Annotated in this window: 16 protein-coding genes; 8 read left to right on the top strand and 8 right to left on the bottom strand. The window is 40.0% G+C overall.

The features are described 5' to 3' along the window. Nucleotides 1-8 precede the first annotated feature (8 nt). On the top strand, nt 9-908 hold the full coding sequence (locus tag IP510_RS05920) for an SMP-30/gluconolactonase/LRE family protein (protein WP_194363857.1): 900 nt from the start codon (nt 9-11) through the stop codon (nt 906-908). Nucleotides 909-1,041: 133 nt separating this feature from the next. Here the strand turns inward: IP510_RS05920 and IP510_RS05915 are convergent, their stop codons facing one another. From IP510_RS05915 to IP510_RS05890, 6 genes are all read right to left on the bottom strand, one after another. Continuing rightward, nucleotides 1,042-2,886 (bottom strand): DUF262 domain-containing protein, encoded by a 1,845-nt coding sequence (locus IP510_RS05915; protein ID WP_194363856.1) that lies wholly within the window; start codon nt 2,884-2,886, stop codon nt 1,042-1,044. A 106-nt stretch (nt 2,887-2,992) separates the two neighbouring features. Beyond that, nucleotides 2,993-3,817, bottom strand: a complete 825-nt coding sequence (locus IP510_RS05910; RefSeq protein WP_194363855.1) for a M48 family metallopeptidase — start codon at nt 3,815-3,817, stop codon at nt 2,993-2,995. 28 nt (nt 3,818-3,845) lie between these two features. After that, a complete protein-coding gene (locus tag IP510_RS05905) occupies nt 3,846-7,169 on the bottom strand; it encodes a type I restriction endonuclease subunit R (RefSeq protein WP_194363854.1) in 3,324 nt (1,107 codons plus the stop codon). Nucleotides 7,170-7,327: 158 nt separating this feature from the next. After that, nucleotides 7,328-8,458, bottom strand: a complete 1,131-nt coding sequence (locus IP510_RS05900; RefSeq protein ID WP_194363853.1) for an MBL fold metallo-hydrolase — start codon at nt 8,456-8,458, stop codon at nt 7,328-7,330. Continuing rightward, complete coding sequence (locus tag IP510_RS05895; protein WP_194363852.1) at nt 8,455-9,717, bottom strand: restriction endonuclease subunit S; 1,263 nt, start codon at nt 9,715-9,717, stop codon at nt 8,455-8,457. Before IP510_RS05895 ends, IP510_RS05900 begins: the two co-directional genes overlap by 4 nt. Then, nucleotides 9,707-11,254, bottom strand: coding sequence for a type I restriction-modification system subunit M (locus tag IP510_RS05890; protein WP_194363851.1), 1,548 nt, complete (start codon nt 11,252-11,254; stop codon nt 9,707-9,709). The genes IP510_RS05895 and IP510_RS05890 overlap by 11 nt, the downstream gene beginning before the upstream one ends. An 855-nt stretch (nt 11,255-12,109) precedes the next feature. Here IP510_RS05890 and IP510_RS05885 point away from each other — a divergent pair. From IP510_RS05885 to IP510_RS05865, 5 genes are all read left to right on the top strand, one after another. Further along, entirely contained in the window at nt 12,110-13,498 is a 1,389-nt protein-coding gene (locus IP510_RS05885; protein WP_194363850.1) for a GntP family permease, read from the top strand. 656 nt (nt 13,499-14,154) lie between these two features. Next, a complete protein-coding gene (locus tag IP510_RS05880) occupies nt 14,155-14,478 on the top strand; it encodes a hypothetical protein (protein WP_194363849.1) in 324 nt (107 codons plus the stop codon). Further along, nucleotides 14,475-15,644: a hypothetical protein gene (locus tag IP510_RS05875; RefSeq protein WP_194363848.1), complete on the top strand. Its 1,170-nt coding sequence runs from the start codon at nt 14,475-14,477 to the stop codon at nt 15,642-15,644. The genes IP510_RS05880 and IP510_RS05875 overlap by 4 nt, the downstream gene beginning before the upstream one ends. Nucleotides 15,645-15,650: 6 nt before the next feature. Continuing rightward, complete coding sequence (locus IP510_RS05870; protein ID WP_194363847.1) at nt 15,651-17,090, top strand: hypothetical protein; 1,440 nt, start codon at nt 15,651-15,653, stop codon at nt 17,088-17,090. Then, nucleotides 17,077-20,415 carry a tyrosine-type recombinase/integrase gene (locus IP510_RS05865; RefSeq protein ID WP_194363846.1) on the top strand — a complete coding sequence of 1,113 codons (3,339 nt, stop codon included), beginning with the start codon at nt 17,077-17,079 and terminating at the stop codon, nt 20,413-20,415. Before IP510_RS05870 ends, IP510_RS05865 begins: the two co-directional genes overlap by 14 nt. A 71-nt stretch (nt 20,416-20,486) precedes the next feature. On the opposite strand, the gene IP510_RS05860 is transcribed toward IP510_RS05865, so the two are convergent. Continuing rightward, nucleotides 20,487-21,179, bottom strand: a complete 693-nt coding sequence (locus tag IP510_RS05860; protein ID WP_194363845.1) for an SDR family oxidoreductase — start codon at nt 21,177-21,179, stop codon at nt 20,487-20,489. A 100-nt stretch (nt 21,180-21,279) separates the two neighbouring features. Next, nucleotides 21,280-22,470, bottom strand: coding sequence for an MFS transporter (locus IP510_RS05855; RefSeq protein ID WP_194363844.1), 1,191 nt, complete (start codon nt 22,468-22,470; stop codon nt 21,280-21,282). Between the two features lie 156 nt (nt 22,471-22,626). Here IP510_RS05855 and IP510_RS05850 point away from each other — a divergent pair, with 156 nt between their 5' ends. Further along, nucleotides 22,627-23,511: a LysR family transcriptional regulator gene (locus IP510_RS05850; RefSeq protein ID WP_194363843.1), complete on the top strand. Its 885-nt coding sequence runs from the start codon at nt 22,627-22,629 to the stop codon at nt 23,509-23,511. A 132-nt stretch (nt 23,512-23,643) separates the two neighbouring features. Beyond that, nucleotides 23,644-24,591, top strand: coding sequence for an alcohol dehydrogenase catalytic domain-containing protein (locus IP510_RS05845; protein WP_194363842.1), 948 nt, complete (start codon nt 23,644-23,646; stop codon nt 24,589-24,591). The last annotated feature ends 46 nt before the right edge of the window (nt 24,592-24,637 follow it).

Raw genomic sequence — 24,637 nt, 5'->3', positions numbered from 1 at the left:
AGATGATTATGTCGAAATATGAAATAAAAGTTGCTGTTGATGGCTTTCACTATTTAGAAGGACCTCGCTGGTATCAAAATGCGCTATGGTTTGTCGATTTCTATACTCAAGGCGTTTATCGAGTTAACAATGAAGGAGTAGCAGAGAAAATCATCCATGTTGAACAGCAACCTTCCGGTTTAGGATGGTTGCCTGATGGGCGTTTGCTGGTTGTGTCGATGAAAGACCGCAAAGTCTTACGACTAGAAAATGATGGTAACTTGGTCGTTCACGCTGATATTTGGGAGCATTGCGGTGGTCATGCAAATGACATGGTGGTTTCAGCCAATGGTAATGCTTATGTCGGCAACTTTGGTTTTGATTTGATGGGTGGCGCTGACCATGAAAACACAGGGCTTGTGTTGGTTAAGCCTGATGGAAGCTCACAGGTTGTCGCTGAAGGATTGGCATTTCCAAATGGGATGGTTATCTCTGCAGATCAGAAAACATTGATCGTTAACGAGCTATTTGGTAATAAAGTCACGCAGTTTGATATCAAGGAGGATGGTAGCCTCGGAGAAAAGCGTGACTTTGCTAATTTTGGAGAATTAGGTGATGAGCCAAATCTTGGTCTACGTATAGAAAATGCTAGCATATTACCTGATGGTTTGACCTTGGATGCCGAGGGTGCTGTGTGGATCGCAGATACCATAAATCAGCGAGCGGTACGCATAGCAGAGGGTGGTGAAATTTTAGAAACTATCGATACTGCACCTGATGGTATCTTTGCGGTTACTCTTGGTGGACAAGATGGTAAGACACTATTTATGTGCGCGGCTCCAGACTGGGATGAGGCCTCTCGCAAGGCAGAAACTAAAGGACGTATGTTAGCTGTGCAAGTTAAGGTGGGGCATGCAGGTACGCCATAATTAGAAAGTTTTTCAGAACTGAACTTAAAATAACCCGCCTGATGCGGGTTATTTTAATTAGTATATAACTGACATTTTATTTTTTTTGAACAGAGTTCAATATGTTTTTATTGGAACTTTTAGGAATGGACGTTTAATATATATCATAAAGATCAAAGAATTTTTCCGTCAGTAGCCTAAACCTGTTTGTTAGAAACTCCTCATAAGTTTCAGAATTAAATGATTGACCATTCTTTACAAAATCAAGATCATTTCGCGTAGTAAAGGAATACTGTTCAATACTATTAATCTGCTTATTCGCTTGCTCATCAGTCATCTCTTGATTGTCTACAGAGTTTACATAATACTCATAGAAGGTTTTGTCGGCTTTTTTTCTGTTAAGCTCTGAGGCCAATAAGCACAAGTTAGGAAAGGCACTAATTGGAAGCCCTTCTCCTTCCCCTAGCGCAATTTTTTTCAGTCTATCTACAGGAACTAAATGTTCGATATCGAACGTTAGCTCTGATGTTTGATGTTCTACTGGTAGGACGCGAACATAAATATATTTTAAAAACAATGTACTTTGTGGCTTGATAGTTATTCTTTTAGTTTCTCTTTTTTGTAAGTCACTAGCTAACCAGTCTTCAAACACACTTTCCCACTGCTTTCTATCAACTGGCTTATAGTAATGATCATCATGAATCGCATTATACGCCTTTGTATCTCCTGAACCCTTCCATGATTCTTTTAAAATATCAAAAAGATAGTGAAACTTTAAATTTTCTTTTAGCTTAACTCCATTTGCTTTCCAAGAATCTCTAACTTTGAGATTTTCATCATATTTAGAGTGAAAAGCTTTTCCAATCATCGAAACAATTTGCATTTCAGTATGAATAACAGGTGGAGTTTTTTTGTTATTCATTTTCAAAGCTAGCTGAGTTTTTAGACAGTTATTCACAAAATCAATAGCATCTAAAATACATGTCTCTAAATCTTCGATTTTATATTTTGAAAAATCCTTAGGCAGTGTTCTCATCTCATTAAAAGCTTTCCCCAAACATAAATTAACTATATTGAAACCTATAGAGTCTTCTTGTGCCTCTTTAGAGCTAGCTGAAAACAATAAAGGATAATCTTCTGTAAGAAGCTTCCCAAACCCAAAAATATATTCAAAGCAAGAAAATTTCGAAGTATTAAAAGTATCTGAATCATAGTTATCAACTTCATAACCCTCGGTAATCAGAGACTCGTATTTCGCCTGAATCTTATCGATTATCTTTGTATTTGATATTCCAAAAGGTGCGTCGTTCCATGCCGCAGCATAAATTTGGTATTTACTTAGCTGCGTACCCTTAGAGTTGAGTCTTTCAAAAATTATTGGTAAGTTATCGTCAGGACCACTATAGATCAATAGAGGTATATTAAATGAGCTTATATCGGCATCATCTTTTATCTTTTTTATAAAAGATATCATCTTCCTTTGTAGCTTTTTTGCCTTTTCCATATCCATATTCAAATCTAAACTTTCATCTAGATGACTCACTAAATCAAACGAGCTAAACCCTTCTGACTCTTGAAAGCCGCTTAGATTGGTTACCCAGCTTACGATAGTCATCGATAATTGATCTAGTTCTAAATTTTCTTTATCTATTGCATCTTTCAGATCTTTTAGCAGTTTAAAATCAATATTCGTATCATCAAAAAATAGACTGCTTGTCGGCTTTTCTGAATATTGCTTTAGTGTAGTCGCTCTCTGCAGACCATCAATGAGACTGTAGGTTACAATATTATCTCTTGCCCCTGCGTCAAATAAAAGAAGCGCTCCAACGGGGAAACCTTTCTTAATAGAGTCGATGAAAGCTTTTTTTTGGTGTGGGCGCCATACTAAGTTTCTTTGAAACTTAGGTATCAAAACTTTTTTATTATTTGAGTTGTCTGTTATTGCACTTACTAAGTTTGCTACAGTCCAACTAGCTGTTTCAGTATGACTTTTTCCCATAATAATCCCTTTTAATTAAGTTTTAAGTGTATTAGTTGCACTCTGCTCTAACAATATCAAATTAAATCTAGATTTCTATCACTGTATATCATTACACTGTCTATGCTCACTCATTCAAATAAAGCTCAGCCATTCCATCAAGCCTCGCTTTTACCTCTTTCCAGTTCGGCATTACTTGCATTAGTAACCGCCAGAAGTGCTCGCTATGGTTGTGCTCAGCGATATGACACAGCTCATGTAGTATCACGTAATCGATGCATTCCTTTGGTGCTTTAACCAAATGAGGATTAAGGATTAGATTGCCTTTAGTAGAGCAGCTGCCCCACTGCTTCTTCATAACTAACAGTCTGAAAGCTGGCGTACCAGTTACCCACGCTGCTTTAGGTAATACCACCTCTAGGCGTTCTATAAAGATAAGCTTGGCTTTATTTTTATACCATTCATCAATTAGGCTTTTGACGATAGCAGTTCGTTCTTCACTATTTAATGTAGAATCGACTTCAGACAATTCTATATTTAACTTACCGCGACTAAGCTTCACAGTGCTATGTATTACATTGGCAGTTTCTATATTGGTTATCACTTTTAACACGTAACGACGACCCAGATAAAATTGGGTCTCACCGCTGACATAGCGCTTGGGCAATACATGATCTTGTTGCTTGGCAAAGTCCTGTAGGCTTTGCCATATCCAGCGAGCACGTTTCATTATCGCATCATAAATCACCTCATCGGTAGCATCGACAGGTGCGGTCACAACCACACGCTGATCAGGATGTACCTTGATAACCACTTTTCGAGGCTTGGTCTTTTTAGCAATCAGCTGATCGCTTTCAAGCTGTTTTATCTTTTCTTTATAAGTTACTTCTTTACGCACAACTTCATAGTCAATTTTATCTTGACCATAATAAAACACACCATTCTCAGTCATTACCTACTACCCTCTTGCTGCTCTTAGGCTACTTGTCTCTCGAAAGTCCAAGACGGGTAATCTTTAGCACTTCCTCGATGAGCTGTTGCGCTTTATCGATACCCAAATCCATAAATAACATCGGCAGCAATTTGACACTAATAGCATTCTCAATTTCTGCTGGATTAATAGAATACTCAGCCACTGCTGTTTTAACGATATTATCAATCTCAAAGGCGTAAGCGACTAGCTTGTCGTTATCTAAATCTTTATCTACCAAGAAATCAATATCAAATAAGTGCTTAAACAGACCAAAATACGCCTGGGCATGTTTGTTTAACTTACCACTATCATCGATAAACGCATTCGGCACATCAGCGACATCACGGTCTTTGACGGCTTGCTCAAAGTCAGCAAACATCATGTATTGCTTCACGGGTGCATCGAACATGGCTTTAGCATCAGCAATCGCTTGCTTGAGCAATTTAGAAAAATACTCTTGGGCATAAGGGTCATCAGCCAAATCCTGCTCAATCATCTTAGTGACACGACCAGTGATTTTATCGGTTTGGTTGCGTGCTTCATCGTCACTCATCGCTTCAGGCTTAACATTTTCTCCCAGCTTACCTAAGTTATCGACTAGATAAACGCCCTTTGCTTCTTTCACCTCAAGCCCTGCAATATGCTTATCGAGTAAGCTGCGAATATCTGCTTCATACTCATCGTAATCGATGGTTTCATCAGCATCCTCGCGCACTTGCTTACGTAGATTGATAAAGGCTTTTAGATCGGCTTTGTAGCGATCACGCTTGCTATCAAATGATTTATCTTCAAAGAAAGACGCCGATTGCAACGCAATTTTCATGGCGTTAGAAAATGTGGTCAAAGCCGCATAGAAATCATCACGTTCTTTGAGCTTGGTATCGACTACCCTACCATCTATCTCCTGCATTTTTGGTGCAAGCACTTGTCTTAACGCCTGCCCATCCTGTTTATTCTTCACTGATGAGAATATCGCCCACAGCTCGCTATGCAGTCTGGGTAGCTGCTTATACTCAGTATCCATCGCGTTATACAGACCTTTAAGGTCTTCGATATCGAAGCCACCTTGTGTACGCTCGGCTAAGTCTTGGTATTTCTCAATGGTGATATCCAGCTCTTTTAAGATGCCACGATAGTCAATCAGATAACCAAAGCGTTTCTTTTCATGCAAGCGGTTTACCCGTGCAATCGCTTGAATGAGGTTGTGCTGCTTTAGGGGTTTATCGATATACAGCACGGTATTCTTTGGCTCATCAAAGCCCGTTAATAGCTTATCAACGACAATCATAATATCCGGACCATCGTCTTGACTAAAGGCTTCTATAATGGCTTTGGTATAGGCTTTTTCGTCACCACCATACTGATTGGCGACATTATCTTGCCACCAATTCTGGACAATGTCTTTTGACTCACCATCGACGGTGTCATGCCCTTCACGGGTATCAGGTGGTGACATAGCGACCACTGAGGTCACTTTACCAATCTTATCTAACGCCATCTTATAGCGGATAGCTGAGGCTTTAGAATCACAAGCCAGTTGACCTTTAAGGTGCTGCTGTTTAAAGTTTTGGAAGTGATCAGAGATGTCATGAGCGATCAGCTCAATACGACCTTCAACCTGATAGATTTGACCTTTTTGGGAGAACTTACGTTTGAGGTCAGTTTTTTGATCATCAGTAAGCTTTTGGGTAATACGGTCAAACCAAGCATCAATAGCTTGGTCATTGGTATTGAGCTCAGGGATACGCTCTTCGTATAACAGTGGGGTAACGGTCTTATCTTTGACCGCTTGCTGCATGGTATAAGAGTGAATGATGCTACCGAATTTGTTTTCGGTCTTGTCATCCTTGAGCAATGGCGTACCCGTAAAGGCAATAAAAGCCGCGTTTGGCAGGGCTTGCGCCATGCGAATATTATTCTCACCATTTTGGCTACGGTGACCTTCATCGACCATGACGATGATGTTTGGACTGTCGTTATAACATTCATCATACTTAACGGCTGAGCCAAACTTATTAATAATAGAGAAGATAACGCGTTCATTACCATGCCCGATTTGCTGCGCTAGGCGGCGACCAGAAGTTGCCATCGCATCCATTTTGTCGCGATCACTAAGCACACCACCAGAAGCAAAGGTTTTACTAAGCTGAGTTTCAAGATCAACACGGTCGGTGACGATAATGACACGGCACTTGGCGAGCTCCTCTAACCAAATAAGTGCTTTGGAGAAGAAAACCATCGTAAAGGACTTACCACTACCTGTGGTATGCCAAATGACACCGCCTTGCCGACTACCCGACTTACCATCAGAGCCGTCAAAAGTGCTGATACGTTCAATCAAGGCTTTGATACCAAAGACTTGCTGATAACGAGCAACAATTTTGCCAGCCTTTTTATCAAACAAAGTAAACATGCGCGTCATCTCAAGCAGACGCTGGGGCTGCAAAAGACTGATGATTAAGCGGTCTTGGTCGGTGACGGCTAGATCACCGCCAGCAATCAATGATTTATATTCACCTTTGATAGAGGTAGGACGATGAGCAAACAAATTCTCAATTTGCTTAGGCCTGAGCGCTTGGTTCTTTAAACGATGAAACTCAGGCTCAGAGATCTCTTCTTCGACCCATTTTGCCCAAAACTTCTCAGGCGTACCGCAGGTGGCATACAACCCATCATTACCATTGACCGCCAGTAATAACTGGCTATAGGCAAATAGATGCGGGATTTCTTTCGGCTTTTGATTGCGAATATGCTGGGACACTGCTTGAGCATTGGTCGATTGCCACTCTCTACTGGAGTCAGGGCGTTTGGCTTCGATCACTGCTAGCGGCAGCCCATTTACAAAGCAGACGATATCAGGCCTACGACTACTCGTACCCTCGCTATTGAGCACGACCAACTCTTCAGTAACGTGAAAGCTATTATTATCGATATTATTCCAATCTATCAGAGCGATAGTTTGGGAAGTTTTTTTGCCGTCGATAAACTCTGTTACGGTCACGCCATACAGCATGGCGTTATATAGCGCTTCATTTGCAGCCTGCATCCCTAAGTTCATGGCAGGATTTAGCTCGTGCATGATTTTATCAATAGCACTGTCTGATAAATGATGCGCCTTACCTTCAAACGTAAAAGTTTGCTCGGCTAAAAATGCACGCATGATTGGCAATAGCACCACTTGATTAGTGGCTTTATTAGACACTGTTTTTGAGCGCATGGCATTGCATTGACTGGGTGGAATAAATTCGTAGCCCAGCGTGGTGAGTAAAGTTAAAGCAGGGATTTTTGAGCTGAACTCTTCTGCAAAGTTGATGCTGGAGTTAATATTCATAGCCGAACTCATTGAGTAATAGGGTAAGCAATTGAGTATTTAATATTGTGTCATCAGAGTAGCAAATCTAATACTACGCTGTATCTGCTTGTTTATCTTCAGAGCAAGCAATTTTGGGCAGATCTCTTGTTACTCCACTAGACAAGTAGAGTGACCAACTAAATAAATTGTCTAAATTCAGAATTTCTATTCTCATTAACGGAAATGACATGAAAGCCGTTTATAGTTAGTTTCTTCACAACTTCTGCATGAGGATGTTTATCACGATTATTAGTGCTATGAGAAATGGGACAAATCGCGTTACTGAAACCTTCAAGTGCTTGCAAATCGAAATTGTGCTTTGACCCATGATGAGGTACTTGAACGATATCGACATTATTGACATACCCTTTATAGATATCTTTCAATTTAAAACATTTGAAGTCGCTATCACCTGTATATATACAACCAGACATACAAAGACAAGTATGGTAATAGTTTAAATTAGAGGAGAAGCTTCTATAATGACAGGTATGATAAGGTTTACAGTCGTTCAGATCATTAGGTAAATCTGGACCAGAATACAACAACATAGAATTCTGATTAATTTTTCCTTTTAATTTATCGTAGATGGTATGCATTGTCTTTTGCTTGCGAATGACAAGGTCTTCCAAATTGCTAAGAGCATAGTTCGGATTACTCATCAATATACTAGTACTAATTCCTGCTTTATTTAGCTCTCTATCTATCACAATCCTGCGTACTTTATCTTCATAATTATAAGGAATAAAAGCCCATTTTATTGTTTGCCCGTTAACAGTACATGGAATAGTTAAAGGAGTGCCACTTTCAATTTCAATTGATTCGTTTGGATCGTTATTTATTAGCTCTCTTAAGTCAAGAGGTTCAAACCGTCTTTCTATGTCGTAAGCAACAGCTGCTGGTAGAACTCTAATGACAGTAGTATTAGAGCCAAAATAAGATTCAGGGTTATTAATTATACTTTTTAAATCTGCTGAGAACTCGTTATAGAAGTTTAATAACAAATTCTTTTGTTGGTTGTTTAATAGTGGTAGAACAACAATTCTGATCTGTTTTACTGATTTTTTTAAATCAGGTATGGATGAAATATGGTCGCTGTCAAAATGTGATATAAAAAGAATGTCTACTACTTCATCTTTAAATGCTTTTTCAACTACACGTCTTGCCCTCCTTGGAGAAGTGGTTCCACAGTCATACACAATATTAAAGTTGATATGGCGTTCTGAATAGAAAGCACCTTGTCCAACAGGATGGAACGTTCGAATCATGCTAAATTATCCCCATCAACCACTACCCGCTTCTTACCCGTTAACAACACTTGCATCAACGCTTTTTTTTCTTGCTGCAAATCAGCCAATTGCTGCTCAAGCAACTCGATTTCTTTATCGGCATTGGTTAACACGGTGGCGATTTTTTGTTGTTCTTTGAGTGGTGGTAAATTAAATTCTAGATTCCCAAACTCTTTAGTAGTAAAGCTTGCCTGATTGACAGCAGGTTTGGTGATTGAAGTAATGTATGAATCATAATTAGCAGTTTGAGTAAGCAGATATAGGTAGATAGGATCAACTTTATCAGTATTGGGTTTAATACGTAAAATGTTTGTAGTGTAAATCGCATCTACGTCTAGATTTTTTCTGTATATACAAGCTTTACCAATTTGACTTAAACTGTTGATAAAGTTTACTAAAAGATCGCCATCATCAAGTATGTAGTTAGATACATTGGCACCTTGAGGATCATCTAAATACCAATATTTTAAATCTACGTTACTAGTGTATTTTGAACCCATATTATTTGATCTAATTACAGCAATCCCTACATTATCGTTTTCTAATTTACGTGAAAGTCCACTTCTCATTAGATCTAGAACAGACTGCAATTTTACCACTTCCCACTCACCCTCAAACCATTTGCCCGACTCATCAAGCAACCGCTTTTTACCCGTCAGAAGTTGCTGCATTAAGGCTTTTTTCTGCTGGGTACTATTGTCAATTAAACGCTCGGTGATGCTAATCGCTTTATCCCAAGTCGATAAAATTTTGGCGATTTTTTGTTGCTCTGGAAAGGGTGGAACTGGTACTTTGAATTTAGCAATATCAGCCAAATTTAAAGAAGGTTGTACACCAGATTTTGCATAACGATAAATTTCTTTTTTACCAGTTTCTGAGCTCATTACCGAGTAGAAAAAATTAGCATCGTGTTCATCAAAAGAGAGTCTAGCTGTCTGTTGCGTTATATTTGCACCTTCTAAATCTTCAGGCACTATAGCTGTATTTCCAATACTACCAACTATAGTTAGTAGTACATCTCCTTTTCGAACTTGAGATCTTTTATAAGACTGGTGCATTTTGTCGGAAACACGATAGATGCTCTCTATAGGCTGCCATCCAAAAGAATAGTCTTTCGCACGAATCATTAAATTCCCGTTAGGTTCATAAGGACCTGGCACAACTATTCCGTATGTTATTTTTCTCGTCTTAGATACAACATCCTCTAGCTTTTTTACCTCCCACCCATTAGGCACCATAACCCAGCTCCTTTAAAAACCCTGTCATCTCAGTTTCTAGTGCATCGAATTCAGCCTTTAATTCAAGACGCTCAGCACGCACCGCATCCAAATCAATCTCCGCCTCTTCTTCAAAGGTATCGACATAGCGCGGAATGTTTAGGTTAAAGTCGTTTTCGGCTATCTCATCGAAGGTTGCAAGGTAAGCGTATTTATCGACGCTTTCCCGCGCCTTATACGTCTCAATGATTTTATTAATATTATCTTCAGTGAGCTGGTTTTGATTTTTACCTGACTTGAACTCATTGCTAGCATCGATGAATAACACCGTGTCATCGGTTTTATTCTTTTTAAACAGCAAAATAGCAGCAGGAATCCCTGTCCCAAAGAACAGCTTTTCGGGTAAACCAATCACCGTGTCGAGCAGGTTTTCTTCGATGAGCTGCTGACGGATTTTGCCTTCACTAGAGCTACGGAATAGCACGCCATGCGGTACGACCACACCCATACGACCAGTGTCGTTCTTAAGCGTTTCAATCATATGACTGATAAAGGCATAGTCGCCCTTGGTCTTGGGCGGTACACCGCGATGGAAGCGACCATAGGGATCGCTGCTGGCATCTTCATGACCCCATTTATCCAGTGAAAACGGCGGATTGGCAGTCACCACATCGAACTGTAATAAGTGCTTGCCGTCCTTATCGAGTAGCAGCGGATTACGGATGGTATCGCCCCACTCGATACGGTGGTTGTCCTCACCGTGTAGGAACATATTCATCTTGGCCAGTGCCCATGTCGAGCCAATGGCTTCTTGACCGTATAGCGCATACTTCTTGGAATTTGAGTTTTTGCGTACCATAGCCCCGCACTTGATGAGTAGCGAACCCGAACCACACGCAGGGTCACAGATTTGATCGCCCTCAACAGGCTCAAGGATAGTCGCTAGCAAATTGGACACTTCAGGCGGCGTATAGAACTCGCCAGCCGTCGCCCCACTACTAGCAGCAAAATGCTTGATTAAGAACTCATACGCATTACCAATCACATCGAGGCTACCAACACGCTCAACGCTTAGATTAAGGATGTCTTTGCCAAAATCTTCTAACAAGTGGCGGAGTAGCTCGTTCTTTTGCTTTTCTTGACCGAGTTTATCAGTATTAAAGCTGATATCTTGGAAAACGTTTTTGAGCTTAGTACCGTTGGCTTCTTCAATCGCGTGTAGCGCCTCGTCAATACGTTGACCATTGCCCGGCTGATGACGCTGCTCATATAGATCCCAAAAGCTTGCGCCCTTAGGCAAAACAAAACGCTGCTTGGACATCATGGCATGGATCAGTTCTGGATTCTCGTTACCAGAACCGCCAAACTGCTCGACCAGCTTGTTGTACTCATCGCGGTAAACATCAGATAAATACTTTAAAAATAGCATGGTCAAGATAAAGTCTTTATAGGTATCGGCGCTGATGACCCCGCGAAAGGTATCGCAGGCGTTCCATACGGCTTTATTGATATCGTCTTGATTGATTTGGGTAATATGGCTAGCGGTACTGTCGGGCATTTGTTATTCCTTAACGCGCTGGAAAATTGCTGGTTATTATAGTGGTGTAATGATAGCAGGGTATATAGTTGATATCTTAAAATGATGGGCTTTTAATTATTAGACTTTATCAAAGTAGCGGTACTGGAAATACCAAGCTACCGCTTTGCTTGTTCTTACTCATAGCACACTCATCACTGCATCATCAGTTTATCAAATTTGTCTCTATGATCGTTTCAGTATAATACTGTCTTATTTTTCAGAGTAAACCACTGAGATCATCTAATGACTGTTAAGTTTAATAGTTGATATTTGTTTATATCTCTGTTAGATTTTAACTCGATACATTATGTATCGTTTTATATAAAACTGTATTTAAGCAATTGCTAACCCCACGGTGTTCACACATCATATTGTTATAGCAGTTGTATTTGTCATATTTCATTCATGCTAAGGATAGCTATTATGAACAACCATTCAGTCAGTTCACTCTTATAAGCCAAAACTCTTCAGGTACCGATCAAATAGTATTAACTTGAGCTATAAGCCATAGTTATGTGTATTTGATGCTATGAGTACGTTTTGATATCGAGAATAAGTCGAGTCGTATATATCGCTGTGAATACGCTAGGCATTAACTCTAATGCTCTATCTACGAAATGGTTAGCTATCAGTGATCCTTTACGCTATGGCATAAGGTGCTTTTATTTATTCGACATTCATGACGATATTTCATCGTCTAAATATCAACTACTGAGAAGACTCTAGAAAGTATTATTTAATAATAACTAGACTAAGTTTTGTTTATAAGAAGCATTATCTGATGCATACAGTATAATTTTACAGCGTATTTTTCCATGGAAGGGAATTTAAACTATGAGTATTTTTGCAATTTTTTTGTCTTTGTCACTCTTAATATATTTTGCTTATAGAGGGGTTAGCGTATTAGTTTTAGCGCCCCTACTCGCTATCTTAGCTGTTGTTTTAAGTGGTGATAGCAGTCAAACCATGGGGATTTATACTGAAGTATTTATGCAGGGGCTTGGCGGCTTTGCTGTGAAATATTTCCCGCTATTTATCTTAGGTGCGATTTTTGGCAAGTTGATGGAAGACTCTGGTTACGCCTATAGCATCGCACGCAATATAGTGGATAAACTGGGAGACAAACATGCTTTGTTAGCCGTCGTCTTAGCATGTTCAATCTTGACTTATGGAGGTGTATCAGCCTTTGTCGTTACTTTCGCAATATATCCCATTGCTGCCGCCTTATTTAAGCAGACGAACATACCTAAAAGATTAATACCTGGAGCCATTTGTATTGGCGCTCTAACCTTGACCATGACAGCATTGCCAGGTTCACCTGCCATTCATAATGTTATACCGATGCCTTATTTTGAGACCGATGCATTTGCAGCTCCTGGTTTAGGCATTATTGCCTCGATAGTCATGCTAGGCGGAGGTATGTTGTGGATGAATCGCCAAACGCGTATTGCAAGTGCAAATAATGAAGGTTATGGAAATCATACGTTAAATGAAAAAGAGCCTTACTCAGGTATCGACATACCCAATTTTTGGCTCGCATTATCGCCTATTCTCATTGTGATAATAGGCAACTATGCTTTTTCAAAAATTATAATACCGTTATGGAACAACAGTTACTTAGCTGACGAAAAGTTTGGTGGCGTAGCCTTGAGCTCAGTTATTGGTATATGGGCCATTATTTTATCGTTGTTTTTAGCTTGTGTGTTTGTTATTGCTTCGAGTTTCAAAAGAATAGATAGTGTGGCAGAAAGTTTAAACAAAGGTGCTACCGGATCTTTACTGCCTATTTTTAATACAGCTTCAGAAGTAGGCTATGGCTCCGTGATTGCAACTCTTGCAGGTTTCGCTATTATCAAACAGTCTCTCATGGGAATTGCGCCTGGAAACCCTCTCATATCAGAAGCAATTATGGTTAACGTTTTAGCAGGTATTACTGGGTCAGCTTCAGGTGGTTTGGGTATAGCATTAGAAATTATGGGTGCAAGCTATATGCAATTGGCAGAACAATATAATATTGACCCCGAATTAATGCATCGTATTGCTTCTTTGGCTTCCGGCGGTTTGGATTCATTACCACATAATGGGGCAATAATAACAATGCTAACTATTTGTGGTTTGACTCATAGAGAGTCTTATAAAGATATATTTGCGACTGCTGTGGTCATTCCATTAATTGCTCTCACTCTAGTCATCATACTCGGTACCCTATTCGGATCTTTTTAGAAAGATGCGATTTCCTGTCTATGTAGCTATGGACGTTTGCCATACGTCTTAGCTACAACTACTCTTTCCGATAAAGCTCTATCAATAAGTACTAATGAATAGCACGCACTATCACTTGATAGCTGGCAAATAGCATCACAAAAATCAAAGCAACATGGTGTCTCAAAGCCATATAAAACACTTTTCTTACCAGTTTAGTAAAGTCTCCTAGTTTTCTTATCTCATCATAAATACCCTCTAAATTCTTAACATTGAGATTTTCGGTCTATGAATAGAATTGTCATCAGTTTTGTCTACAAAAGCTCATAAGCGTAGTAAGACGTCATCAGCTGTCGCTTAATTTAAGTTTTTGCCTCAAAACCTCACAAATTGGCTTTCAATTGTTTGCTAATACTCGTAAATTATTAGTGGAGGTCAATACACGGGATATAACGACCAAGTCATCAACTCGATATCTTAGTGGGAAAGATATGAAATCACTATCGATCGCTAAGCTACAAACACTCAACGTGCTTGTATATCCAAAAATCATTAGTCTGTTTGATATTTATACCTGCCATATCAGACCACTTCTGAATAGCCAGGCTATCGAACTTGAGCAAAGTAATGCTTGCTCAAAACTTACCTGCTTTATAAAAGAGGAGGAAAAGTAGTTCTTGCTCAATAACTTTGAGCTATTTCATATAGCAAAAAGCCCTTATATTGATTTTGATGTATTAAGAAAAGAAGTAGCCGTGAAATATATATCAAAGAATCAGTTTAATTTTGACATCAGTTTTTACGAGCTTATTGGTCTTATCGCAAAATACAATAAAAAAATAGATATCAAGCTCATTTACACGCAGCTAAACGAGGTCTTGGATCAAGAAATAAATCAAAAATTATTTGGCAAAAATATTTTTGCTATTACTACATTTTGTCGGCTTATAAAGATAAATGAACAAACTTATTACAAGCGACCTTCTGAGGGTGTTTTATGACTGAGAATGCTGAGAATACTGAGAACACTGAGAATACTGAGAATACTGAGAATACTGAGAATACTGAGAATACTGAGAATACTGAGAATACTGAGAATACTGAGAATACTGAGAATACTGAGAATACTGAGAATACTGAGAATAATCATGAAGAGCGTGGGCTTAATCTGAAAGCATTAACAGAAATTATTAAAAAAATTGATAATGACCAAAATTTTATATATCCAGAAGCGGTATCGACTGCCATATCTGAGATCACTTTAGCAGTACACAATAGCTATAGCCAACCAGATGATAATCCCCAAAATCTACTAAGATTAATATTACAGGTATTACAAAGAAGGCCAGTCCCTCAGCTTTCTATGACTATTAGTAGATCAGAATTAGCAAAAAAACCACTCATCATGCAATTGCTCATTCTCATGCAACATTCTATCAATGAACATCAGCATGACTACCTACAGAAACGGTTAATTTGGCTAGCCATAGCAATGCACACAAGCGTACTGCTGACGCAGCACTGGCCAAAACAGCAAACCAAAAATATACTGATGCAATTCAAACAGGCTCAGTTTTCAGGATCTTCCAGACGAACATGGATTTGGCGTGAACTACCCGATCTACCTCAAATGACCATGAATGTGGAAAGCATATACACCATTTTCACTGTTCTATTAGAGCAGCAAAAAAGTGCATATGAATTGTTAAATGATAAGCAAGCTACTCATGCCGAAGAAAAGAAAGTGGCAAAAGATAAACTGAGCCAAATAGAAAAAATAACGACCGCCTACAAAAATGCGCATACGTTACGCAAGCCTAAACCCAAGTATAAGAAACCCCCTAAACATATTAAAATTACAGCTATCAACTTAGCAGATAACACATCGAGATTGCCCTTAGACTCTACTGCAACGAGTCACAACTGGAACACTACTACACTCAGCAATAATGCATGGGGTTACACACGTGATGATATAGAACACAGCGATATCGCCATAGATCTTGCATTTTTAGATGCTAATACTGAAAGCCATGAAGGGTTAACCACCAGCTTTGAAGAGCGTATTGACCACTATGAAGCACCCTATGTCAGCTATGGCGAATATCCAGACCCGTTAATCAAACACTCTATACCGCTCCAAACTATAGATTTATCACTACAGTAAAACTACATGTCTCAGCGCAATCTTGCGCTTAACTCTAACACGCGCTTACTCTCCCTTGCCGGCTATCAAGCGTTATTTGCTGCGCTCAACCAAGACGCCAGCACCTTACCAGAAACAGAGACTGATAAAACCTGTGCGGGTATTTTACTGTTATCTATGATTACTGGACTGCCAGTTAAATCCTTACTAATACCCGGCTATATCGGTCATCCTGATATTTTCAAAATTAAAGGTAAAAAGTATTACATCGAACACAGCTTAGGTATTACCGAAAAGTCCACAAGCCAAACATTGCTCGAAAATGATTATGAAAATACTTCTGATACCATCAAAGTTCCACTGCCGGTGTGGCTGATAGATGATTTATTTGCTTGCGAGTTGCCATTAAAAGAAGATTTTACGGCTTATCTTGCCACCTTACGTAGCAGCCTTGGATTGCCGTACCTGTCCGTCAATCGTATAGAGACTGCACTACATGTCGTGCTCTCTCGTTATACACCTGATTGTCATGCACATATCGCCGATATCATCTGTCGCACGCCTGCGTCCCATGCTCCTGCAATGTACTATAGTAGCCACACTAGCGAAGCACTTATGGCTCACTATAAATCAGCACTGAACATATTTAATAGCAATAGCAATTTTGACCTGACTTATATCACCGCTTGGCGCAAATATACAGTAGGGTCAAGGTTTTCGCTAAAGATTGAAACAGTTTGCGACATCGTAAATGAGATAAAGTACTGGACTGATCAAAGTTCAAACGATGAGGAGCACTTTAATAGAACCAGTATTTTTGTATGGTTTGTCTTTTGCCTTTTAACGGGCGTGCGACCAAATAATGGTCTTGGCAAGATGTACGATATCGATCTTGATATGGGTTGGCTGCTCATCAATGACAAGCCAGTTAAGAAAGTTAAGAGTGATCGTCTCATTCCACTATGCCCTACACTTATACGCCATCTAACAGACTATAGAGCGTATTTGATTAATTATCAGGCAAAACACCAAGGTCATCATGAAGTCAGCGCTATCATTGATAATATCCGTTTAGGTAATGATGAAGCACTATTAAAGCTGTTTTATGAGCGAGCTCCTACTGCTAACTCCCCTACTCTTAAAGACATTAAGCGTGGCGATGCTTATCATATGACCAAGCACATCATTGACGCCAATCCCTACTGGACACGCCACTTTGTTCGTACGCAGCTTGAAAAGCTTGGCGTTTCCTTATCGCTGATTAACACGGTTATTGGTCATGAGAAAGCTCGTCAAGAAGTATTGGGGCGCTTCTCATCAAGTAGTAAAGCAGATATTAAGCGTGTGGCGTCCGTGTTTGAACAGATCGCAGCACAGCTTGGGTTATCAGATATCACAATCAACCATTACCCTAATTCAAATCATGTTGGCACAAACACTGCAGAGGTTGACCATGCTAATAAATGAAATACAGCTGCCAAAAATTATTGATGACTTAGCAAAGTTTGATGGTAGAAAAAAGCGCTACGTGCCTTACCCATCTATACTCAAAGACAGTGACACGGTAAGGACACGTGAGATACACCTACTCTCCGATTTACAAACCGAATGGGAGTCGTTGAAAAGGATTCATCCTGGAAGTATCGGATTCATAAAGTCTTTTGATAAATATTACCAACAAGCGCTTTGGCCCGATGAGCGCATCTTTTCATTTTTGCCAAGCTCTAGCGATTATTTTGATTTGTCATGGCTATCTTGGAGTCAATCTTTAAGCCAGTTTCAGGGAGCGCTTTATAAGCAATTGAAACCATTGTCTCAAGAGGGATTTGATGAGTTTCAGTCAATCATTGAAAGCAAAATTGCAAAAGCTTACGAGTCATCTAGAACACTCAAACATGTCTGGCAAATCGTCGTTAAGTTCGTTGACTATCAAAATAAGCACTATATGCTTGCTGAGCATCACTATCCTAAGATAATTTCGCCACAACCTACTAAAATCAATCCACTAATTATAAATACAGCTTGGTTAAAAGACGGTAAAGCACTGATCAAAATTATTCGCGCAGTAGAGCATAATTGGGAGCAAACAGCCGATTATAGCCAAGATCAGATTATAGGCTGGCTGATATTCTCAGGAATTGTATATGGTGGCATCAACGAGGTACAAATGCTTCAAGGGTGGCTTATCTCATTGCTCACCAAAGAGTATCAGCCATTCATCAAAGAAAGGATAGTAATCTCACCGCGTTTTGTGCAAAAGCGCTTTGGTAACGAGCGAGAAGAAGAAAGTGACCAGCTTTATAACACCAAGCAAATCGTTGTAGATATGGTCAGTCAGTGTTGGCTGATGCATTACCATAAAAGCAGCAGTCAAGCAGAGACCACACCTATCATTGCCAAGCTGTCAGAAGATAAGATAAAACAATATTTGACCGTGGCTTTATCTGACGTAATCAAGCCTTTGGGTATTAAGCCACTTCCCTTTTCAAGGTTTTTATATTACGCCAGTTATTACTGGGAGGAGCTGGAGGGCGCTGATATTGATCATGCTTCAGTTGGGGTGCTGCGAGGTATGCATAACACGGCTGGACTGAGCACGCAGGACTTTGGTCGGTTTTTGAACCAAAAATATCAGTATAAAGAGGAGCCGTATGATCTAGAACATATTTTAACGCTGTCTATCAGCAAAAACTCTGTTAATCAAAGCGAGACATCTAGTAGTAGTTCTACCAAAAAGATAGAGGTTAGAAAGTCTGATTTAATTATGAATCTGACTAAAGACTTCAAAATGGATAAAAAACAGAAGAAGAAAAAACTCAGTCAAACGACGTATACCCTTATCGAAAGAGTACAAAAACGCTATGAGCAATACGATGACTTAAGTGAAAAAATTTTATTAGATTGGGTGCTAAGTTTACTCAATCGAAAAGAGTCAAAATCACTTAGTAATGAGTCTATTTTGAAATATATTAGAACCATAGGCTATGAGTGGTTGTATTTCACAACGGCTCAGCCGCTTGATATTTGGTCAGAGGAAGAGTTTGAGGAACTTTATGAAGATATTTTAGAGTACAAAGCTGTCGTACGGAACAATACTGACATTGGATACTCTGCCAATTTATTGAAGAGTATGCACAACTTTGCCAAGAGCAAATACAACCTACCCTCCGTGAACTTCCAACAGTCCAAAAATGGCCGACGTGTACGTGCGGAGCTGATATCACCGCAAGCATATCACGCCATTATTACGCAGATACTGGGTTCTGTAGATATATTGGAGCAGGAGATGTTCGCGCTTCTATTTATCTTAGTCTATCGTACTGGCATGCGCAAAAAAGAACTGTTGGGACTTAAGTATAATGACATCGAAGGCTTAAAAACAGCTGTACCATCAGTGGTAATAAGGCCCAATAGCTATCGTCCAACTAAGACTCAGAGTAGCGTTCGCCGCGTTCCCTTATTTGCCCTCCTCAAACCTAATGAGCTGAATTTTTTTATTAACTTTGTGCAGAGTAATATTGGCGACAGTTCAAACAAATTTATCTTTACCTTATCATCAGATCAGCGCCCTATTGATGACCATGTTCCGTTGCAGTTACTCAAACGAGTCTTAAAAGATATATCGGTAGATGATAATGTAGCAGAGCATACCTTTCATGGGTTTAGGCATACGGCAGTGAGCAACCTATCTTTAGCGCTAGTAGGCCATTTGGATCTCGTAGAAGCTCTCACCGATTATGACGAAAGCGACGTACTGCGTATAAAAGAAGGCCTACTCGGAGAGCCTACAGATGCACAAGATCGCTGGTACGCTCTATCAGGTATTATGGGGCACTTATCGCCTGAGCGTAGCTTTGAGTATTACAATCACTTTGCTACTCTGATGGCTACTTATGCGTTAAGCGTCTCTAATATAAAACTGCCTAAACACACACTACTTAACCTTAGCAAATCTACTAAGATTAGCGAAAGAAAGATCAATGATAATGCTAATAACGGTATGATCAATATGCCTAGTATACGTAAGCTGTTATTTAAAAATATCATAGAAGGCAAACGCAAGTCACCGAAATTCACGATTGAAAGCCGTGATAAGCAACTTCTCTTGAGTACCAATACGCCAGCCACTGATGAATTGTTTGGTCGTTATGGTCTAAACCGAGTACAGCTGCTACTACAGACCTATGATAAAAAGACACCTTTAAGTAAAGCAGCCCAGTTAGCAAATATTTCCATTGACGATGCAAAGGTTCTAATAGAACGTGCGAGCGAGGTTGCCGCTATCACTACCAAACACGGTAAACCTCGTTTTGTAAAGCTCATAGACTCAGAAACTACTGTCTTAAGTCCACTGAACATTCAATACCAAAGTGATTTAAGATTGCTGTCACCTTTGTTAAGTAATGCCTATCGTCTACGAGAAAAGTCAGAGGCTGACTGGACTTGGTTTATTGAGATATGTAGTCAAAAACTGTCTAGTAGCAGAGCATACCTACCATTTAGAAAAGGAGATGAGAAAGAGTTGCAACGTTTCATTGATATTGCTAAGAAACTGCTGCCTCTAAAACATTGGCTGGTGAATAGCAACGAAGCTTTATTGATGAAAACTATGTCATCTACTGACTATCAAGACATTAGGCAACAATCTAATGATTCAAAAAATGCTTTCCATATCGGTATTGCTAGTCAAGACCATAGAGAACGGACGAATAAATGGCAATACACGCCCCTACTACGGTTTTTTGTGCATATGATGCTGATTACAGACGAGAAATTACCTATTGCGAATTAAGTTTTTTGTTTCAAATCCATTTACCCTAAGAGCTCTTATAAAACGTTACTACCTTAATCTAGCTACAGCAATTACCACGGTAGCTGCGTTCCATCGTAGACAAAGAAAGAACCAGAATGTTTTATTTGCAGATTTTCAATCACATCAATCATGCCGGTAATGCTTTGCGCTGGCGTTATTTTGCCATCGACTCCGCCCATTTCTGTTTTTACCCAACCGGGGTGTATAACTGCTGCTTTTACGCCATCTTTCGAGAGCTCACAGGCAAGCGATTTGATGACTTGATTTAGGGCAGCTTTAGATGCGCGATAACTATAGCGGCCACCAGATTTATTATCATCGATACTGGCCAGAATTGAGGTAAGTCCAATAATGGTTTTCGCTTTGCCTGCAAGAATATTTGCTAATAGCGCTTGGGTAATTAACATTGGGGAAACGGTGTTAACGGTTAATACGTCTAGCCATCCCTTTTGATCCATAGCACCTAAAGATTCACACTGAAACCCACCCACGCCAGCGTTATGAATAAGCACATCTATCGGTCGATCTTTAAATACGGTTGTTAACTCAGTGATCTGATCTTCATCCATCACATTCAGTTCATGAAGTTGAATGTTGGTATGAAGTGTCGCTAACTGAGATAGTTCTGTTGCCTGCGAAAAGTTACGAGCACAGGCAATGACATTGTGACCTTGCTGCGCATATTGCTTTACGAATTCAAGACCTAATCCACGGTTTGCACCGGTAATAAAAACAGTTGCCATTGTTATCTCTCTATTAAAATATGAAAAAAACGCGAAAAAAAGAAGCGATATTTTTACTCTTATCGCTTCTTTTGATAATGCGGTTAGATTCTACTAAGAATTAAGACGTTTGCGTCATCGGTGCTTGTTGTTGTGCTTTCTTGTCTAATGCACCGCTAAAGCGAGTCAATACAAGAGCAATTAATACTACAATCGCACCAATCCAAGGTGTATTCATGAGTCCTACGTTTTCAACAATTAAGCCGCCGCCCCAGGCTCCCAATGCAATCCCAACGTTAAATGCAGCAATATTCAGGCCTGATGCAACATCAATGGCATCAGGTGTATATTTTTCAGCCAGTTTTACGACATAAACTTGTAGACCTGGGACATTACCGAATGCAAAGGCACCCCAAACTAAGATAGTCGCTACCGCTGCAATAGGGTTAACTGCAGTAAAGTTGAACACCAGTAGCACCGCAGCAAGACCTGTAAAAATAATACTTAGCGCTTTAATTGGCCCCATTTTATCTGCCATTTTTCCGCCCCAGATATTACCTATCGCAACAGATACTCCGTAAACCAGCATAATTAGACCGATAGCGCTTGAATCGAAACCAGAAATCTCTTCCAGAATAGGTGCTAAGTAAGTAAATGCAATGAATGATCCGCCGTAACCAATTGCTGTAATTGCGTACACCAATAATAAGCGAGGCTCCGAGAGTACTTTCAACTGCGTTGAAATCTTAGTCGCTGCTGCCTGCTTTAAGTTATTTGGCACTAAAAATGCGCTACCGATAAGTGCAATTAAGCCTAACAGTGCTACGACTAAAAAGGTTGACTGCCAACCGAACGTTTGGCCAATATAAGTCCCTAGTGGAACCCCTGTCACAAGTGCAACGGTTAGACCTGTAAACATGATGGCAATCGCACTCGCAGCCTTTTCTTTTGAGACTAAACCTGTCGCGATAGTGGTGCCTATTGAGAAGAACACCCCATGAGCCAAACCGGTTAATATACGAGCAGCAATCAGCGTTTCATAACCTGGTGCTTGCCATGCCAATAGGTTGCCGGCAACAAAAAGTGTCATAACTGCCAGTAAAACGTGCTTTCTATTCCATCTTCCTGTCAATGCGGTTAATACCGGTGCGCCAATGGCAACACCCAACGCATAAAGACTGACTAGCAGTCCAGCAGAAGGCAATGAAACGTTTAGATCCATCGCCATTGTTGGGAGCAATCCAACAATGACGAATTCGGTTGTTCCGATGGCAAAGGCGCTGAGCGTCAATGCAAGTAGTGCTAAAGGCATAATATTCTCCCCTTTTCAGGTTTAAAAATAAATAATGTATGTGTTTTCATTTGTTAGACGTATTATTATTGATTTTTAACTTATAAAAAACCGTGTTACTAACAAATTACTTTTGTTAGTATTGCAACAATAAATTTTTAAATGGAGGAAGAAAACGTGCTGACTCGTTCTGATGATTTAGAAATCTTACTGATGGTGATCGACAGCGGTGGCTTTTCCGCTGCTGCTGATAGTTTAGATATCCAGGTCGCTAAGGTATCTCGCGCAGTGAGTAAAGTCGAAAAACAGCTGGGTGTCACCATTTTGAACCGCACTACAAGGCGAATCAAATTGACAGATGAAGGGCGCCAGTTCGTTGAATCTGTACGCGTGGGGTTGTCCAAGATTCAGCAAGCAGAAGAAGAGCTTGTTTTTCGCGGTGAGCTACCGGCTGGCAAACTGCGTATTGACGCGGCAAGCCCTTTTGTATTGCATCAGCTTGTGCCATTGATTCATTCTTTTAAAAAAAGCTTCCCTGATATTCAACTAGAGATCACCTCAAATGAAGGTTTTGTTGATCTATTAGAGAAAAGAACCGATCTGGCGATTCGTATCGGCAAATTAAACGATTCCACGTTACACGCCCGCTCGTTAGGAAAAAGTTTACTGTATATGGTGGCATCCCCTGAGTATCTGGCTACAAGAGGTGTGCCAAGAAAAGTGAGCGACTTATCTGGCCATGACCTGCTTGGTTTTACAGGTTCAAAAATATTAAACCGTTGGCCCCTAGCCGGCATTGATTATATTGAACCGAACATGACCGCCAGCAGTGGGGAAACCGTGCGTCAACTGGCCCTTACTGGAAATGGCATTGCATGTTTATCTGGCTTTATGATCAGTGAAGATATTGCAGCAGGTAGACTTATTGCTGTTTTAGAGCAAGGAAAGCTCACTAATACGGACCGCGAGCAGATCAGTGCCGTTTTTTATAAGTCTTCTTCTGTTGCACGGCGAATCTCGGCTTTTATTGATTTTATACAACCCAGACTCACTCTCAATTGATGTTATTGTTGTATTTTTTGCAAAAGAGTTTTGTGCCTATCGCACTGTCTTTTAGCCAGAACATACATACAATAGTGGTTTTAACGTCACCTAATATGACTGTAAATTCACTAATGATAGGCATCTGTTACTATGAAAAGGAAAAGCATATCCGCATGGTCGTATGAAACTTCCACACAATCACTTTTGGCAACAAGCGTCAGTCACTGTGAAATCAATTCAAACGAAATCTTGGTTGAAAACGAGATCGCAGGTATAAACCCTGTTGATTGGAAATTCATTCAATCAAATCCGCTTAACTGGAAAGATGGGCATACGCCAGGAGTCGATGGCGTTGGTAAAGTTGTAAAAGTCGGCAAAGATGTGAGTGAAAGCTTACTTGACCAGAGAGTTGCCTTTCATCAATCATTAAAAAAACAAGGCAGTTTTGCACGCTTTACCGTTTTAAACTCCGAAAGAGTGATGAAGGTGCCAAAAAATATGTCCTCTGCTTTAGCAGGATCATTACCTTGTCCTATACTGACAGCCTGGCAAGCTTTTTGCAAAATACCTGTTAAGGCAGGTCGCAATGTCCTAATCGTCGGAGTTGGTGCAGTCAACAAAATTCTCATTCAGTTATTATCGAAAGAAGGTTTTAATGTCGATGTTCTTTCCAAAAGCCTTTCAGTGGAAGCGTCCGAAGCGCTTGGTGTCCGTCACGTCTTGAGATCCTCTAAAAACGTAACCGATGTCTACTATGCCCTTTTTGATGCTGTTGGCCAAGACAGCGCCAGTCATTTCGTCAAGCATTTGAAGGCAAATGGTCATGTCATTTCTATCCAAGATCGCATTGATAAGCCGCTTGACCCTCCTTTTACCCGTACCATCTCCTATCATGAGATTGCGCTAGGGGCATTACATGATTACGGAGACAATGAAGACTGGAATGATTTGATGAAAGACGGTGAATTACTAATGGAGCTCATTAACTCCAATCAACTGATAATCGATGAACCTGTGGTTTTCTCCTTTGATCATTTACCTCAAGCACTTCAACATAGTGAACAGACAAAACGTAAAACAGTGGTGAAAGTTTCTTAATATTATCCATCATGCTTAGAACTAAAAATGCCGCCTCGTAATGAAG

Source organism: Psychrobacter sp. NG254 (assembly GCF_015277735.1).
In the GTDB taxonomy this organism is placed as follows: Bacteria; Pseudomonadota; Gammaproteobacteria; order Pseudomonadales; family Moraxellaceae; genus Psychrobacter.
The sequence above is the reverse complement of the archived record's forward strand: the minus strand, read 5'-3'. Positions and strand labels throughout refer to the sequence as shown.